The following is a 17840-nucleotide window of genomic DNA, read 5'->3' as shown; positions in this document are numbered from 1 at the left end:
TTGTGTGAAAGACTTGCATAAATATTTTATATTGGTTTATTAAACAGACCTTGTCATTATCCAAACATAAATAATTCCTCGCTAAAGCGCAAATAGGAAGTAATTTATTTCATTCAGTATAAGCTTCATGATACTATTTACATGGAGAGAAACAATTTAACGAAAACACCATATAACGACAAAATCCATCGTTTTTTCGTAAATTTGTGATACCCTTCTCCTCCTAAACATTCTCAGTAAATTTTTGGCCTTGCATTCCACGTCAACTCCACGTGAAATCCACCTTTAGTCCACGTTAGATCCACCTGTCATTCGGTATCCCTTTGGTATATACCCGTGTTTCCTTGCTTTTCTATAGAGCGTACATAGTACGGATAGCGCACGAATATCACAGGAATGGAAAACGAATAGAACACGACTGGAAATAAATGAATGTAAGGCTAATTTCATTTATAGCTGTACTCATAAAAATTTCTTAACACATGCTACAACATTTTCCTACCTTGTACGTCTAATGCATTAAAAACTAAAGGAATGTTCAGTAGAATATTATTTATTATACCAATTTGGTTGATTTTAGATTTTTACTTTTTTCAATCGCTAAAGTCAGTTACGCAAAATCTATCAAGTGCAACTCGAAATGGAGTTCATTGGGCTTATTGGCTGTTTGATCTTGTGTTGATTTTAATCGTACTCTTTTTAATATTTATAAACCCAAAACTGCTACCGGCCAAATACATCTTTGTACTCGTCGGTTTTGTTTTACTTAGCTTGGTTCCCAAGTTATTAGTACTTCCTTTCCTCCTCTTGGAGGATATCACTCGTTTAGGAAGCTATGCATGGAATTTCAAGAACAACATCCCTTATCCCGAAAGAAGAAAATTCATTGGTCAAATTATACTTGGCGTAAGCGCCGTCCCTTTCCTTGCCATCATTTACGGGATGTCTCGAGGTAAATATCAATATAAAGTGCATCATCATACCTTATATTTCGACGATTTACCCGAGGCCTTCGATAACTTTACCATTACACAACTATCCGATATACATTGTGGCAGCTTCACGGATCACGCTTCGGTTAAAAGAGGAATAGAACTAGCCAATGAGCAGAAAAGCGACTTATTGGTTTTCACCGGTGATTTGGTAAACAATGAGTCCATCGAATTGGATGAATGGCAAAGTTTATTTGCCCGATTAAATGCTCCCTTTGGTGTCTATTCCATATTAGGTAATCACGACTACGGCGACTATACCGAATGGCCTTCTCCGGATGCAAAGGCAGCCAATTTGAACCGATTAAAGACCATGCAAAAAGAAATGGGTTTCCGTTTATTGCTTGATGAACATGTCAAATTGGAGAAAAATGGTCAATTCATCAACTTGGTTGGTGTACAAAACTGGGGTAAGAATTTCGCGCGCTATGGCAATCTCGAAAAAGCGATGGCTACCGTAGATCGTGATAGCTTCACGGTCGTATTGTCACATGATCCTACTCATTGGGAAGCTGAAATTTTACGGCACCCCATGCCGGTTCATCTAACCTTAGCGGGCCATACGCACGGCATGCAATTCGGCATCGAAATTCCCGGTTTCAGGTGGAGCGCTGTTAAATATATTTACAATCAATGGGCAGGCCTATATAATAAAGGAAAGCAATATATTAACGTAAATCGCGGATTTGGTTTTATAGGCTTTTCAGGAAGAGTAGGTATTTGGCCTGAAATCAGCGTCATTACCTTAAAGAAAAGAACAGTTTAAGCCGCTACACTTTCAAAGTGACCTCGATTACACAAATCCGCGCGCTAAGTTTCAAGTTAGGTGGTGGTGGGTAACTACCGGGATAAAATGTAAGGTAAAAAATTCTTAAGAAAGCTAAAACGATTTAATTATATTTGAAACCGATAGAAATAGCTATAACCAAAAAAACCGTCATGAAACTAAAAACAGTTACCTTACTTCTTTTATGCTCTTCATCGGGCCTAGCAGCAGAAAAACAACTGGCTGACTATGTCAATACTTTACAAGGGACTAATTCCAAGCATGAGCTTACTCGAGGGAATACCTATCCAACAACAGCATTGCCATTTGGTATGCATACTTGGACGCCACAAACCGGAAAAAATGGAGACGGTTGGAAATACCAGTATTTTAAGAAAACCTTAAGAGGCTTTCAACAAGCGCACCAATGCAGTTCATGGACAAATGATTATGCTGTATTTTCTTTTTTTCCAACGATTGACAGTCTACAGGTAGACGAAGAAAAGCGAGCGACGGGATTTTCACATGAAAATGAAATTGCCAAGCCCTATTACTATCAGGTAAAAATGGATAATCATATCCAAACAGAAATGGCTCCAACCGAGAGAGGCGCGCATTTGCGCTTTTCGTTCCCAAAGGGACATAAGGCGTTTTTAGTATTTGATGGTTATACGGGTTATAGCTTGGTTAAAATTCTACCCAAAGAAAGGAAAATCATTGGCTATGTACATAATGGTCGCGGATTTAAAGAGGGTTTTAAAAGCTTCTTTGTGGCCGAGTTTGATCAGCCGTTTCTTGATTATGGTACGTGGGAGAACAGGAAAAACACGACCGATGCACGGACTTTGGAAGCAGAAGGCGATGGAAAAGGTGCTTATTTGGTGTTCAAATCAGGTGCAACTGTACAAGTTAAAGTGGCCTCTTCTTATATCAGTCAAGAGCAGGCTGAACTTAATTTAGACAGAGAACTGGGAGATGATAAAAAGCTGGAAGTAACCAAAAATCGTGCGGTTACTGTCTGGAATAAACATTTGGGAAGAATTAAGGTGGAAGGAGGCAGTGAAGAAGACAAAGCTACCTTTTATAGCTGCTTCTTCAGAGCAAGTCTTTTTTCCCGTCAGTATTTTGAGTATGATAAGGATGGTAAACCTTATTATTTCAGTCCGTATGATGGAAAAGTGTATCCGGGCCATATGTTTACAGATACCGGTTTTTGGGATACCTTTAGGGCACAATTCCCTTTAAATGCGCTTCTCTATCCAACAATGCATGGCCAGTATATGCAGGCGCTACTTGCCGCTTACGAACAGTGTGGTTGGCTACCCTCCTGGTCTTTTCCCAGTGAAGCAGGAAGTATGATCGGCAATCATGCCATTTCGCTACTAGCCGATGCTTGGGCTAAGGGTATTCGTACATTTGACCCTAAAAAAGCACTGGAGGCTTATTTACATGAGGCTACTAACAAGGGACCATGGGGGCCGGCCAATGGCAGGGATGGCTGGAAGGAATATTACCAGTTGGGTTATGTTCCCTATCCGGAGGTAAGAGAAGCTACTGCCAAAACGCTGGAATATGCTTATGACGACTTCTGTGGTTACCAGCTTGCAAAGATGACCAACCAGCCGTTTTATGAGAAGATTTTTAAAAGGCAAATGTTTAATTACCGGAATGTATACGACTCAAAAACCCGATTTATGCGTGGAAGGGATAAAAATGGCAACTGGAATGCTAATTTTGACCCCGCCGAATGGGGCGGTCCTTATACGGAAGGAAATGCATGGCATTGGGTTTGGTCGGTTTTTCACGACACCAAAGGCCTGATTAAGCTCCTAGGCGGAGACACGAATTTCGTCGCCAAGTTAGACTCTGTATTTACCGAGCCCAATCGTGTGAATGTAGGCACCTATGGCGGATTAATTCACGAGATGACAGAAATGGTCATGGCTAATATGGGACAATATGCCCACGGAAATCAACCGATTCAGCATATGGTATATCTATACAATTACGCGGGTCAGCCCTGGAAAGCGCAGTATCATGCACGGGAAGTTATGCGCAGGCTATATAACAGCACAGAAAACGGCTATCCTGGTGATGAGGATCAAGGACAGACCTCATCGTGGTATGTATTAAGCGCCCTCGGTTTCTACAGCGTTTGTCCCGGAACCGACCAATATGTCCTGGGAAGCCCGGCATTTAATAAAATCACCATTAGTTTAGAAAATGGGAAAGAATTCATTATTCAGGCGGATAAAAATAATGGAGACAACGTATACATACAAAAAGCCTCTTTAAACGGGCAGGACTATTCGAAAAATTACCTCACCTATTCAGCTATAAACAATGGAGGCATCTTAGTATTGGAAATGGGTGCTAATCCAAATAAGGAAAGAGGTGTTCGTGAAGAAGATAGACCGTTTTCTGTTAGCAACTCATTTATCGAAATGGAATAAAAACGAGAGGTTTCACTGATTGTTAAATACCGTATATTTTGCTATTTTTGCGAAACGGAAATGATGCCTTCCGACTGAACCGCCTTAAAAAAGCTGATGGCGTCTACTAAAATAAAAGGAATGCGATAGACACTTATATGCGGTCTATTAGAGCCTATTTTGTAGACACATAGCTTTGTATACCATGATAGATAAAATTTTCTTGCTTGAACAGGTTCGCGTTTTGAAAAATCTACTGCGGTGGACCCTTATTATCCTCCCTGTGTCTATCGCGATAGGGAGCATGGTTGCCCTGTTTCTTTGGTTGCTTCATCTTTGCATCCATTTTCGTTTCGAGCATCCTTGGTTACTTTATTTCCTCCCCCTAGCAGGTTTGCTTATCCATTTTGCTTATAAACTGTACGGAAAAAATGCCGAACGGGGTAATAATTTAATTATCGACGAAATTCACGAACCGGGAGGAGGTATTCCGAAACGTATGGCACCTTTGGTTTTATTGAGCACAGTTGTTACCCACCTCTTCGGAGGGTCTGCCGGCAGAGAGGGTACGGCTGTACAAATTGGAGGAAGTATTGCGCAAGCCTTTAGCAAATGGTTTGGTTTAAACGACAAAGAAACTGGTATTCTATTGACCGCTGGTGTAGCTGCAGGTTTTGGTGCCGTATTTGGTACACCACTAACCGGTGCCATCTTTGCGCTCGAAGTGTTAACCATCGGACGCATTCAATACCAAGCCGTTTTTCCCTGCTTAGTGGCAAGCCTTATCGGCGACCTTACCGTTTCGGCATGGCAGGTCCATCATACGAGTTACCGGATCGATGCAATTGATATTCCAAATTATTTTGACGCCTATTTCTCGTTGAACCCTTTGCTGTTAATAAAAGTTGTAATCGCCTCAATTGCCTTTGGCTTAGCCAGTTTATTATTTGCGCAAATGGTCCATAGGATGAAGCATCTTTTCCTTAGCGTTTTTTCTAAAACATGGATTGTGCCTATGGTGGGTGGGCTAACGATCATTCTCTTAACATTTATTTTAGGTAAACCCGATTATTTGAGCTTAGGTGTTGATGCGGAATATAATGGCGCGATTACCATCCCATCCGCTTTCCAAGCTGGCGGGGCTGATACCTGGAGTTGGCTGTGGAAAACCATTTATACCAGCGTCACCCTAAGCAGCGGCTTTAAAGGTGGCGAAGTGACACCGCTATTCTATATTGGAGCAACCTTGGGAAATACCTTATCAACGTTATTAGATGCACCCGTCAGTCTTTTTGCTGCCTTAGGTTTTCTGGCCGTTTTTGCCGGTGCCACCAATACTCCCCTAGCTTGTACTATTATGGGCGTTGAGCTGTTCGGAGGAGAATATGTACTCTACTTCGCCATCGCTTGTTATACGGCTTATTTTTTCAGTGGACATAATGGAATCTATAGTGCACAAAAAATTGGCATAAAGAAATTAGACGCTTAAGAGACTAGGGCTGATAGTTATCCTGATAAAGGAAGCGTAAACCATAAAATAGTGCGGGTAACACTACACTCCCATGGTTCTCTTCATCAAAACGCCTATAATGCCATCGTAAGGTTGGTTGTGTCGTTTCTTTGAGCATATCAGGCAATGACAAGCGTTTTTCATGGTTTGGATTTATGTTTTTTTCCATTCCGGCGCTGGCGACGAATAAACCAACGTGATCAAATTGCGATCTTTGCAGAATCTCCTTTGCTTCTGTCAACAATTTGGAATCATCCCACCATAAACTTGGATCGATAGCTAAATAATCGGAAAATAATTGGGTGTGTTTTAGAAAGATATTGATGGTTGTTAACCCGCCAAAAGAATGGCCGATGAGCACGCGTCTTTTGCTCGTACGAAATTGGCTATCCACCAAGGGAAGCAGTTCTTTTTCAAGAAAGGAGACAAAGCGTTCTCCACCACCGCTATTTGTTAAAGTGGCATGTCCACGCTCGCTAACTGCCGGTGTGGGCGTCAAGTCCCGGGTACGATCGGTATTTTCAATCCCAACAATAATGGCATCGGGTTTACGGCTACGGCCTCCGCGATGTAAGGCGGCCTGTACTCCGGTTACGGTTAAAAAATTCAGTTCGGCATCCAACACGTAAATTACGGGATAATGATGATTGATTGCGCGTTTATCGTGGTAGTTTTCCGGCAAATGAATCCAAATAGATCGTTCTTCTTTCAATTGCCAGGAAACAATTTTATTCTTTTTCCCAACAATTAAAAGACTATCGTTCTCCTTTGCCTGCAAATCCATCATAAAGAAAAAAACACAAAAAATAATGTATGTATGGTATATTTCATTCTACAACAACTTTAAACATGTTCTGTTTGTGCAACTTTAGACCATAGTTTATAGGCTTGCAAAGAAGCAGGAAATGGGTTAATCCAGTGCACCAAACACCTTCTTCAACAAGGACGTACTTCTGAACGCCGCATTATCGCGCACACCTTTTTCCTTTTCGGCAACCATTTTAAATACACCATTAAGCGTTTCTTCCGTTACATACTGATTCAAATCAGGGGTAACATTTTGTTTAGTGATGCTGTTATATTTGGTAATGATTTGATTCCATACTTTATCGGCACCCACCTTTCCTAACGAATTTTCAACCTTTGGTTCAAAAGCCTGATACAATTGTGCAGATGTTTTTCCCTTTAAATAGCTGGTGGCCGCTGTATCCGTACCTAAAAGAATCTTCTTTGCATCATCAAAAGTCATGGATGTAATCGCATTAGCAAAAATAGGCACGCCTTCAGTCACGGCATCTTCGGCCGCTCTATTCAATAGTTTAATTCCCTGATCAGCCAAGCTTCCCATACCCATCATTCGTAAAGTGGATTCTACTTTTTGTAGTTTTTCAGGTAGTAAAATCTTTACCAGATTATTCTTATAAAAGCCATCTTCGGCTCCTAATTTTTTTATACCTTCTTCGACACCTATATTAAGCGCTTGCTTTAATGCACCCGAAACATCAGTGCTACTTAGTTTCTCCACCGCGCTATTATTGCTGCTCGTTGATTTATTCGTAGTGCTACTATCCGCATTTTTCTGCTGCTCTACTGCCTTTTTAACTTTGTCAAAAATGCTTTGGGCCTGTAGATTAGACGAAACCGCTAAACTGATTATTAAGAGTAGTAAAACACTGCTGACTTTCTTCATTCCTTTTGAAATTATGTATTTCCTTAAATATGGCTTAAATATAAGAAAGTTCTTCACCGAATTTTAATATATTGCTTCGGTTTTCCGATAACGCTATGTTCGAGATTTTATTTGAACACATTAACAGAAAAATTTCGCTTCAGGAAGCGGAAATGGAACAATTAAAAACTTTTTTCATTCCAAAAAAATACCGCAGAAAACAGTATGTACTCCAACAAGGAGATCCATGCAAATACATCGTATTTGTAGAAAAGGGCATGTTGCGATCTTATCAGGTGGACGACAAAGGGAACGAGCATATCGTTCAATTTGCGCCGGAAGGCTGGTGGATTAGTGACAGCTACAGTTTTTTAACGGGTACTCCCGCTAGCTACGATATTGATGTATTAGAGGAAGCAGAAGTTTTGCTTATTACGCAACCGGCGATGGAAGAGATGTTACAAGCGATTCCGGCAATGGAACGCTATATGCGTATCCTGATGCAGAATAGTCTAATCAGCATGCAACGTCGAATTGCCTGTACACTTACTACACAGGCAGAAGAGCGATACCTGGGCTTTATTGCCGAAAATCCCCATATCGGCCAACGAGTACCTCAACATATGCTGGCTTCCTTTCTTGGCATGACTCCTGAAACCTTAAGTCGGGTTAGAAAACAATTATTGAAGAAAAGTTGATTGTCAAAGTAGGTAATACGTAGAAACGGGATATAAGTATCAGGACGTAAGACTCATGAGGGGAGGCTTCTACTTAAAACGTATAACTTATCACATAGAACGTACAACTACCTCCCCCCTCTTGATCTATATCAATCCTATTTCTTATTTCATATCAACAGAATAGGGCTCCATTTGTCTCTACCTTTGTAGTACAAAACGAAGGAAATATGAATACAAAACAAACGATTGCTATTGTTGGGGCCTCCGGACAGATGGGCTCTGCCTTAGCGAAGAGCTTGGCAGGGAGTTCTTATCGTTTATTACTAATGGGAACAAACCAGGCCAAGCTTCAAGATTTATATCATCAATTGAAAAAGATAAATCAAGAAGTGGATAGCGACTGGATTTTATGTCCCGTCGATGCCAGTTGGGAAGCTGATATCATTGTTTTGGCGGTTCCTTATAGCGCAGAGAAGGATTTGGCGGCCAAAATCGCACCGGTGACTACGGGAAAGATTGTTATCAGCATCTCAAATCCGATAACACCTGATTTTCAGGGATCACTTTTGCCCGAGCATACCAGTGCAGCGGAAGAACTGCAAGCTCTTTTACCCTATTCGAAAGTCGTGAAGGCATTTAATACCACCTTTGCAGCCAATTTTGGTCAGCCTGTATTTTCAAATCACGTGGCTGATTGCTTTTTAGCGGGTGACGATGAGGCCGCTTTAAGCCAGACGGAAGCACTGGTGAAAGAAGTTGGTTTTAGGCCGGTGATTGCCGGAAATTTGAGCAAAAGTAGAACATTGGAAAATATGCAGATTCTGTTAATGCAACTGGGAATAAAAAACCATTATAATTGGCACGCCGGTTGGAAAATTTTGCATAATTAATTAAGCATCAAAATCTATATAAAACAAGCTGTTAAAGCTTATAACGTAAACTTAAAACGAATAAAATGAAAATTGCATTAATTGGCGCCACGGGATTTGTTGGCGAAACTATTTTAAACGAGTTATTAAATAGAGGGCAAGAGGTAACCGTCTTGCTGAGAGATCCTTCTAAATTAAATACACAGGATGAAAAGCTGCACATCACCCAGGTTGATGTACTTGATACAGAAAATTTTGTAAAAGCCCTCCAAGGTTTCGACCTTGTGATCAGTTCTTATAATGCCGGCTGGACAAATCCAAACCTGTACAATGATTTCTTAACCGGCTCAAAAGCTATTCAAGAAGGCGTAAAAAAAGCTGGCGTAAAGAGATTACTGGTAATTGGAGGTGCGGGCAGCCTATATGCTGCTGAAGGTTTACAGATCGTTGATACACCCGAATTCCCGGCTGAGTGGAAACCCGGTGCTCAGGCCTCTCGTGATTACTTAAACATCCTAAAACAAGAACAGGATATCGACTGGACATTTATAAGCCCTGCACCTGAAATGCACCATGGCCTACCGAGAGAACGAAAAGGTACTTATCGAACCGGTGCTGATTATCCGGTTGCTGATGAAGCTGGAAGAAGTTGGATAACGGTAGACGATCTGGCCGTAGCCATTGTTGACGAAGCTTTAAATCCGCAACATATTAAACAACGCTTCACGGTTGCTTACTAAACATGAGGGTTTGTTCAAAAGGATAGTATAACTTAACAATTAGCTAAAACGAAAGGTCTCCAACCGGGGAGATTGAAGACCTTTACTAACCAATTATAAACCTAAATTATGATGACACAAAGATAATAAGGAGCAGGTACATCGCAAAACTTTTTTTGGGGTTTTAACATATTTTAACATTCTGCTAAAACATTTTAACAACCTATTTTTAGTCTTAAAAATCTACGTGGTAATCCTTTCTAAAAGGCTCTCCTTTCCATGCTTTTAACATGGTCCATTCTTGAAAAGGGTCCGACCAAAAAGGATGTTTTTCAGGCAAGCCTAGGGGCAAGAAAGATAATGATGTTAAATACATACTTCCCGTATTACTATAACTGTCTGCCAAACCACTTTGCCTATCCCCGATAATCCCTAAAGTTAGCCAACCATCCTTTGTAAAGCTCTCCGGAATAAACACCCGCCTCTTCACGGCTGTTATTGCACTCCTAACTTGTGCAGGTGTAATCCAATCAGGCAGGGCATCTTCTAAGGCCAGTTGCGCCAAAGGCTGAAAAATGGCCGTACGATAGGTTGCCGATCTTCCGAAGATCGGATACGTTCCTTCCGGTGAAATCATGCGCTCCAAAAATTCGGCATATCGTTGCATGCGTTTATATGCCCGATCAAATTCGTCCCGCGTACGGCGCCCCTGTTTCACATTTACTCGTAAAATATCCACCAGCATGGGTTGAATAACATAACTATTATAATAGTCGAAACTAAAAACCGCTCCATCACTATACCATCCATCTCCCTTATACCAAGTCACGATCTTCTCAATAGCATAATCAATTCTTTTTTCCTCCACATTTTCACCTATTTCCAAAAGAAAGCTTTCTATCATAGCGGCAAAGAGCAACCAATTACTTTCGTAAGGCTTTATGCGTCGAAGCTGCTTAAATTCGTGGATTAATTGTTGCTTAGTACCGTCGCTTAGCGGTTCCCACAATACCTTCGGGGCCTTCACGAAAGCCTGTGCTAAAAAAGCAGCATCCACTAGGGGTTGAGATCCTTTGTCCCAACTTAGGTAATCTGCGCTTTTCGGATCAACTCCCTTTGCAATACTATCCTGCAATTGCTTCTTTAATCGTGATTGGATTACTTTTTCATTGGCATTCACCTCCTCTAAAGCAAGCCAGGGCCCCATACCAACAGCTAAACGACCTAAAGCTTCTAAATATCCGACTCCTATATCGCGGTTATCCCATATCGGACTGACCCGCATATCCATATTTTTTCGTAACAGGCCTTTACTCATATTGTCAAGTACCGGACTCGCTATCTTATCCATTAACGAGACCCAATAAGCCCGATCGCGTGAGCCATTGATCGACGCTGTATCGTTATTTATTTCAGTACGAGCAAGTAAGGTTGAAGGTTTATATATACCAACCAGTCCGGCCAGGGACAATCCTTTTAAAAGGCTTCTTCTTTTCATGTTAAGTCCGTATACGGTTATCCTCCAAAAATAGGTATTTAATGAACATATTCTAACTCAACAGCAACCTTATGGCTGTTTTTAAGCAATATACAGTGTCAATCAGTATGGTTGTGTTTTTTTAAAGCAATGACCTGAAAACCTATGCCGCAAATTTTGCAAACTTAATATCTGTTATGTAAGTTTGGTTACAGAAGATACCATGCAGATGCCTTGGCTTTTTAAAAAGATCGACCATATCCAACTCATTCTTTTTAGGATATTTTTTGGGCTCTTGGCTTTGCTGGAATGTTGGGGGGCTATTGTAACGGGCTGGGTAAAGGAAACCTTCGTCGACCCTAATTTTACATTCCCCTTTTTTGGTTTCGAATGGACCCAATTTTTATTAGGAGATATCATGTACCTTTTATTTGTGGTACTCGGATTATCTGGGCTCTGTATCGCAATCGGTTACCGTTATCGGGTCAGCATTCTCCTGTTTAGTTTGGGTTGGTCGTTGGTTTATTTCATGCAAAAATCAAACTACAACAATCATTACTATTTAGTGATGCTCATTGCATGGTTTATGGTTTTTATGCCGGCGAATCGCGCACTTTCACTGGATGTTAGACGAGGACGTACAAAAGGTCAGCAAAGCATGTTTAATTGGCAACGCTATTTATTTGTTACTCAATTATTGATTGTATACACTTTTGCCGGTATTGCAAAGTTATATCCCGGTTGGTACAATGGACAATATTTGCATTTACGACTTTCCGATTCGTCAACTTGGTACCGTACACATTTTTCCTGGAGTCATTTCGCCGACCTACTTTCTTCTGAAAATTTTGCACGACTATTATCCTGGCTTGGCATTGGCTTTGATCTACTGGTAATACCCCTTCTATTATGGAAACCTACACGTACTATTGCATTTATCGCCGCACTGCTATTTCATATTTTCAATTCAATCACTTTACACATCGGTATCTTCCCTTATTTTGCTTTAGCATTAGCTATATTTTGTTTTCCACCTGAATTAATTCGAAAGCGATTTGGACAATATTTGACGAATAATCCATATCGTGTCGTTTCATCTCCTCCCCGCCCTTTGAGCAAATATTTATTGCTTCTATTGGCTTCTTATGTACTCTGGCAACTCTATTTACCGTTGCGCCATCACCTAATAGCAGGTGACGTACTCTGGACGGAAGAAGGCCATCGCCTGGCATGGCGTATGATGCTCAGACGAAAATCCGGACAGATCACATTTTACGTTGTTAATAAAGAAACCGGTAAGAAAGAACAGATTCGGTTAAACGAATACGTAATGCCCCATCAACTACACCTTGTCAGTACAGCCCCGGATGCTATTTGGCAATTCGCCCAGCGCTTAGCAAAGGAATATAAGCAAAGAGGACAAGTAGTTTCGGTATTTGCGCAAAGTATGGTTTCCGTAAATGGTAGCCCCTATTACCCATTTATTGATCCCACCGTTGATTTAGCGGCAACTTCCTGGAGATATTTTTCCCACCAACACTGGATTCTGGACGCCCCCGAAGAAATTTACAAGAAAAACACACCCACACCGGAATATTTCCTGCCACAAATTCGAGCGTATTAACAATCTATCCGAACCTTAAATCAACAAGATCGCAATCCGCGATTCACCGTATTAGCTTTTATATTTGCACGGTGTTGTATAGACATCCTACTCATTTATGCTAAGGTTTTTATTTGCTTCGTTTTAGCCAGCAAATTTGGCGAGATTTGTTGAATCGTTTTTTCTGAAAAGTCTAATACATGAATCGTTGCTGTCGATTCGGACTCACTTAGTTTACACAACATGTTTGCGGATTTTCTTTGTGTGATTCCTGCTTTGAAGACATAAACGTTTATTTCTTTTTGAGGAACAGCCAATAAAGAGGAGTCAAGCGCTAAAAAATCAGGCGTACCAATGATAACATAATTAAAGTGTTGCTTAAGCGTTAAGAGTATTTCTTTTAACCCTGCCTTCGCAAAAAAATGCTGTAAGCTCCCGTAGTCATTCAAGCCGGATTCGCCTTTCACGTCGCCCGTTCGAAACGTTTTAACAATATTAACCAGTACCGGGCCTTCCGTTTTCTTCTCCATCGTTTGACAAAGCTGATTCTTTATACGCTCAGCGTTGCCAATAAACTCAATAAAATCGTATGTATATACGTTATCCATATATTGTCGATCAAATTGATTTGAGAGATTTATATGAAGCACTTCATTTCCAAGCTTCGCCAATAAAGCTCCAAGTTGTACACTTATTATATATTGTTCTTTTTCTGCCTCAACAGAGTTAAAGACAATAAGACTTGGCTTTTTTGCTAAACGTTCAACTTCTTGAATGAGTTCTCCGTAGTTAAAGGCAACAAGCTCTTGATTTACATTTTTATTTAGCTCCAGCTTACTGCTTTCTGTTCGAAGCGAGATGTCAAGGTCTTCGAGCCGCTTTACAATGGGGGATTTATACCTTCTAAAAAAGCCAATAAAAAAGGGTATGATCCCTACAAAAACAGCAAGCAACAAAACAACCCATAACCATTTCAATGCACTGTTGGGAAGTAATATGTACCGAGAGATCTCGGCGGGTTGCACCGTTTGAATCTGAGGTGCTACCAATGAATCCATTAAATCACTTACTTGTGTTTGACTTAATTTTTTTTGATATCGCTCAAGCTGATCTGAATAAATCTCCGTGATTGAATCCCGGCTATTGAAAAGGGCGATGAGTTTTTCAGAAGGTTGCCGCGTATAGAACCTTTTACGCTGTGGGACTCTATTTGGCTTAAGGAGCTCCCTTTTTTCAGTGTCCAGTTTGTTAATAAGATCATCTCGCGAACGTTCAATTGGGATAAAATAAGAGGTATCGTATTTCGATTTTTCTTTATACACCTGCTGTAGCTTAGCCAACTCTTCATTATACGATCTAATCTGTTGTTCTAAAGAAGCGTTATTGATGAAATACGCCGGTAATTGGTTAAATTGGTTAAGTGGAGTTTTCAAATATTTTAAGATCGCTTCTATTTTTCTAATGATAAGCTGCTTGTTGGTCTTTGAAACTTTATTAGCCCCATTTTCATTAATAGGCCGTAATTCACTTCGTTCAGCACGTAGTTGCTCTTCAACCTGCGTATTTAATTGTAAAAGTTGTTTATTGGTCAGCGATAAACTATCTTCTAATTGCAACAAGGCACTTTTACTTGTTATCACTTGTTTCACTTCAGTTTTATTGCCAAGCGTTACACGCGCCATCAGGTACGTATAAATCACTCCTCCAATAAGAAGTAGACTGGCTAATGATAAAATTAACTGCTTTCTGTTACGATAAGCATCAACACTTTCCTTGGCTATAGTTATTATTCTCTTTCTTCTATTCTTCTTCTGCATTACGCCCCCTTTGGAGCTTAATACGAAATAAAAGGAATCCTAGTGTAGGTGTGTCGATATTGTATAGTAAACAGTATACCAAACAGTGAAAAAATGAGGTATCCACATGGGGAAATCGCTTTAAAAAAAGAACGTTTTCTTTAGTCACTTTTTTCCGCAAAAAGTGACGCAAAAACTCATCGCTTGGAACTTTGCTACAACGGCAGTGCATCAACGTGCAAACCGCAAATTTCCTAGGCGATATTTTGGCAGAACGAGGGCTTTTACTTTTAACCAATGTATTACATCTTCAGCCCTAAATATAGCCTTGTGCGTGGGAAAAGCGGCCTTGGAGGATACCGCAGCAACGAGCAGCAAAGCATTTGCACTCCTGCTCATTGTGCAGTATCCAAGCGGATTGAGGAAGTGAAACGGCTCCAATACGTGCCGTTGATGCTTTGCCATCAGTTGCAAGGTAGCCTACACAGCCTTGGGTTTTGTTCAACTTTTTGCCAAGAAAAAGTTGATTAAAAAAATCGTTCCTTTAATATAAACACTTTCATTTGTGTGTTAAATCGAAACTAAAGCGTTCAGCAGAAAAAGTAGTTGTCATCCTTTAGCGTTATAAGTAATTTTATAGATGGTTCCCTGCAGGTCATCGCTTACATACAAAGCTCCATCCGGACCCTGAGCCAATCCGCACGGTTTATGTTGACTGGGGCCCGTCGGATTTTTCAAGTCGATTCCTGCAAAATCGTCCGCAAAAACCTCCCAATTCCCTGTCGGCTTACCATTCTTGAAAGGCACGAAGGCGACACAGAAACCCTTATGCAGTTCCGGCGATTGATTATGAAAAGCAATAAAAGCGCCGTTCCTATATTTCTCAGGAAACATAGTCCCTGTATAGAAGAGCATCGCATTTGGCCCTAGGTGTGCTGGAAATGCCAAAGCGGGCTCCAAGTACTTACTATCACCTTCTTTTTTACCATCCCCTCCAAATTCGGGAGCCAGTAATTTGTTATGCCGAATATGATCGTAGTAAATATAGGGCCAGCCCGCATCAGCCCCTTTTTTTAGCTCATATAACGTTTCAGCGGGATAGGTAGCCGAATAGGTTGCATCAAAATATTGCGGAAACTTTTCATGAAAATTGCCCCGGCCATGCTGTAAGGCATAAAGTGAATTGGAAACATCGTTCCATGCAAATCCCATCACCCCCTTTAATCCCGTTGCATACTGTTCACCATCGCTGTACTCCTGATTTACCTTATCGGCGTCAAATCGCCAAATACCTGCTACGGAATCTAGTAAAGGACAAGATTTCCCGTCTTTTGTTTCGTCTGCACAGGCATCTGAATAGGAGGCAACTGCTACATATAAATTCCGTTCCTTATCTATCACCAGCGGTTTTGCACCATCAACGGCATGCGCAACCAACCCTTTAACTATAACCTCAGGGTGGTCCACATCAGTCACCTGCTGATTTTGATCGAGCTTATATCGATATACAGTTGTGTTAGATGATGCATACAGATATTTTTGATCGACTAAAATACCTGTACCGGTATAATCACCAAAAGCGACTGTTTTGTCGATCGTCCCGTCACGATCCGTGTCTGACAAACAATAGATTCCCTTTCCATCTTTTAAATTATTCAATTTAACGTATACATCGCCTTGCTGACTGACCGCAATGTGACGCGCCGCGCCTAAAGAGTCTGCAATAACAGTAGCCGAAAAACCCGGTTCTAGTGTAAGTTTGGCTGTTTTCGGCTCTTTCTTTGCAGGTGATGAGCAGGCAAGACAAGCACTTACGAATGCAAGCACACTCGTTTTTTTTACAATTTTTTTAAACATTGTTTTAGCTGTTGTTTTAGTATTAATCCGACACCTAATCATTGTAGGTTATTGAATGTAAAACTAAAAATATCGAGCAATTTCCGCCTAAGTGCTTTGTATCTTTTGTGTTGCACTCATTTGGATGGATTTATTTTAGTATGATATCCGCTTCAGCATGAACCGATTGTTTTTTTTTCGACCTTAACTTATCCGTAAAAAAAATAAATATGGCAAGGAGGAGAATTAGGCAAATGGGGGTAATGGCGTAAGAAAAATAAATTAGTATAGATGACCACCTCACACCCGGTAAGCCGAATTCTTTAAATAAAAGAAGCGCTACACTTCCGAGATATCCAGCAGAATCGCAGATGTATACAAAAAAACCAGCATTTGCTTTCAGCTTAAACAGTGCAATAATTCGTTCAAATAGGACTGTTTGTACCGGTGTATAAGCCAGGAACAGCCCAATTCCTAATAACATCATCCAAGAGTAAGCATTTAAGTAATGCATTTGAAAGAGCAGTGTACCGGTACCACTCAAAAGCACACCAAAAACCATTAATATGAGTGTGCACAGAAAACCCTTGTGATTATTTCGTATAAAGGCAATCAAACCCACTGACAGAATCACAACTATACTACTGATAATCTCGGTGGTGGCAAAAACAGTCCCCACGTAGCCTGGTTGGATTTCATCCCAGATCTCTACCGAAAAATTATCACGGAAATCACGCATAACGGTTAAAAATGCATATACGACAACGATTGTCACTACTCCGACACCATAAAGTGCCATCGTATGCTTCCTTGTTTCTTTATCCATGGGTATCCTTTCCGTTCGCAATAGTCGGTCCTTTTCGTTAGGTACGGGAATAACGGCAAGCATCCATACAAATAATAGAAAAAAGGGAAAGAACAGCGCACCAACAATAAAAGGCATCCAAAATTCACTAATGTGAATTTGTTGTTGTATAAAAACGTATATCGTTTTGAGTACGCCGGATGCCACGATGATACTTATGTTTAAACCGAAACCTAATAATTCCGTAAATCGTCGCCCCTCTAGAAAGCTAAAAACAATCCCCCAAATCATCCCTAAAGGGAGCCCGTTTAGAAATAAGCAGATAAAATTGTATGGAAAGGGAACAAGGGCAAACAGCAATAGGCTGAGACCAGCCGCTAGAATAAGTGAAATAATCAGCCAAACACGTTGGGCGCTTTTTAGCTCGGCAATTACCTTGATACCGATAAACTTGGACAACATATAGCCAAACACTTGCGCAATGATAAGAACAGATTTATAGTCCATACCAAAAAGACGCAAGCCGTCGTAATGACCGGTATTGAAAGGTTTACGGAAAGCATACATGCAAAAGTACGCTCCGAAAGCGGCGATGGAACACCATAAAATAAAGGCAATATCCGATGTGCGCGACAACCAGGTTGTCACGTTACTTTTCTTTGTATTTTCCATTGTGTATTGACGAT

At 40.7% G+C, this 17840-nt stretch carries 13 protein-coding genes and 1 riboswitch; of the genes, 7 read left to right on the top strand and 6 right to left on the bottom strand.

The window, feature by feature from the left end; translation table 11 throughout:
• Nucleotides 1-534 precede the first annotated feature (534 nt).
• From M1D52_RS05300 to M1D52_RS05290, 3 genes are all read left to right on the top strand, one after another.
• Complete coding sequence (locus tag M1D52_RS05300) at nt 535-1758, top strand: metallophosphoesterase (RefSeq protein WP_437394416.1); 1224 nt, start codon at nt 535-537, stop codon at nt 1756-1758.
• A 173-nt stretch (nt 1759-1931) separates the two neighbouring features.
• The gene (locus tag M1D52_RS05295; protein WP_437394418.1) at nt 1932-4211 is read left to right on the top strand and encodes a GH92 family glycosyl hydrolase; all 2280 of its coding nucleotides are present in this window, start codon (nt 1932-1934) and stop codon (nt 4209-4211) included.
• 47 nt (nt 4212-4258) lie between these two features.
• Nucleotides 4259-4324: riboswitch (Fluoride riboswitch) on the top strand.
• A 71-nt stretch (nt 4325-4395) separates the two neighbouring features.
• Nucleotides 4396-5679 (top strand): voltage-gated chloride channel family protein, encoded by a 1284-nt coding sequence (locus M1D52_RS05290; RefSeq protein WP_149106258.1) that lies wholly within the window; start codon nt 4396-4398, stop codon nt 5677-5679.
• A gap of 4 nt (nt 5680-5683) precedes the next feature.
• Here M1D52_RS05290 and M1D52_RS05285 read toward each other — a convergent pair whose 3' ends face one another.
• Entirely contained in the window at nt 5684-6487 is an 804-nt protein-coding gene (locus tag M1D52_RS05285; RefSeq protein ID WP_437394420.1) for an alpha/beta hydrolase, read from the bottom strand.
• A gap of 123 nt (nt 6488-6610) precedes the next feature.
• Entirely contained in the window at nt 6611-7390 is a 780-nt protein-coding gene (locus tag M1D52_RS05280; protein WP_013663501.1) for a DUF4197 domain-containing protein, read from the bottom strand.
• Nucleotides 7391-7485: 95 nt separating this feature from the next.
• On the opposite strand from M1D52_RS05280, the gene M1D52_RS05275 reads away from it, so the two are divergent.
• From M1D52_RS05275 to M1D52_RS05265, 3 genes are all read left to right on the top strand, one after another.
• A complete protein-coding gene (locus tag M1D52_RS05275; RefSeq protein ID WP_130858006.1) occupies nt 7486-8067 on the top strand; it encodes a Crp/Fnr family transcriptional regulator in 582 nt (193 codons plus the stop codon).
• 209 nt (nt 8068-8276) lie between these two features.
• Nucleotides 8277-8939: an NADPH-dependent F420 reductase gene (locus tag M1D52_RS05270; RefSeq protein WP_437394421.1), complete on the top strand. Its 663-nt coding sequence runs from the start codon at nt 8277-8279 to the stop codon at nt 8937-8939.
• Between the two features lie 65 nt (nt 8940-9004).
• The gene (locus tag M1D52_RS05265) at nt 9005-9658 is read left to right on the top strand and encodes an NAD(P)-dependent oxidoreductase (RefSeq protein ID WP_437394422.1); all 654 of its coding nucleotides are present in this window, start codon (nt 9005-9007) and stop codon (nt 9656-9658) included.
• A gap of 214 nt (nt 9659-9872) precedes the next feature.
• Here the strand turns inward: M1D52_RS05265 and M1D52_RS05260 are convergent, their stop codons facing one another.
• Nucleotides 9873-11135: a DUF2264 domain-containing protein gene (locus tag M1D52_RS05260; protein ID WP_377610259.1), complete on the bottom strand. Its 1263-nt coding sequence runs from the start codon at nt 11133-11135 to the stop codon at nt 9873-9875.
• A 184-nt stretch (nt 11136-11319) separates the two neighbouring features.
• On the opposite strand from M1D52_RS05260, the gene M1D52_RS05255 reads away from it, so the two are divergent.
• Nucleotides 11320-12738: an HTTM domain-containing protein gene (locus M1D52_RS05255; protein WP_437394423.1), complete on the top strand. Its 1419-nt coding sequence runs from the start codon at nt 11320-11322 to the stop codon at nt 12736-12738.
• Nucleotides 12739-12833: 95 nt separating this feature from the next.
• Here the strand turns inward: M1D52_RS05255 and M1D52_RS05250 are convergent, their stop codons facing one another.
• The 3 genes from M1D52_RS05250 to M1D52_RS05240 form a co-directional block, all read right to left on the bottom strand.
• The gene (locus M1D52_RS05250; RefSeq protein ID WP_130858003.1) at nt 12834-14534 is read right to left on the bottom strand and encodes a hypothetical protein; all 1701 of its coding nucleotides are present in this window, start codon (nt 14532-14534) and stop codon (nt 12834-12836) included.
• Between the two features lie 588 nt (nt 14535-15122).
• Nucleotides 15123-16370, bottom strand: coding sequence for a PQQ-dependent sugar dehydrogenase (locus M1D52_RS05245; protein WP_437394424.1), 1248 nt, complete (start codon nt 16368-16370; stop codon nt 15123-15125).
• A 130-nt stretch (nt 16371-16500) separates the two neighbouring features.
• Entirely contained in the window at nt 16501-17826 is a 1326-nt protein-coding gene (locus M1D52_RS05240; protein ID WP_437394426.1) for a DUF5690 family protein, read from the bottom strand.
• Nucleotides 17827-17840: the final 14 nt, after the last annotated feature.

This window comes from Olivibacter sp. SA151, assembly GCF_054130995.1.
This window is presented reverse-complemented; position numbering and strand designations above follow the sequence as displayed.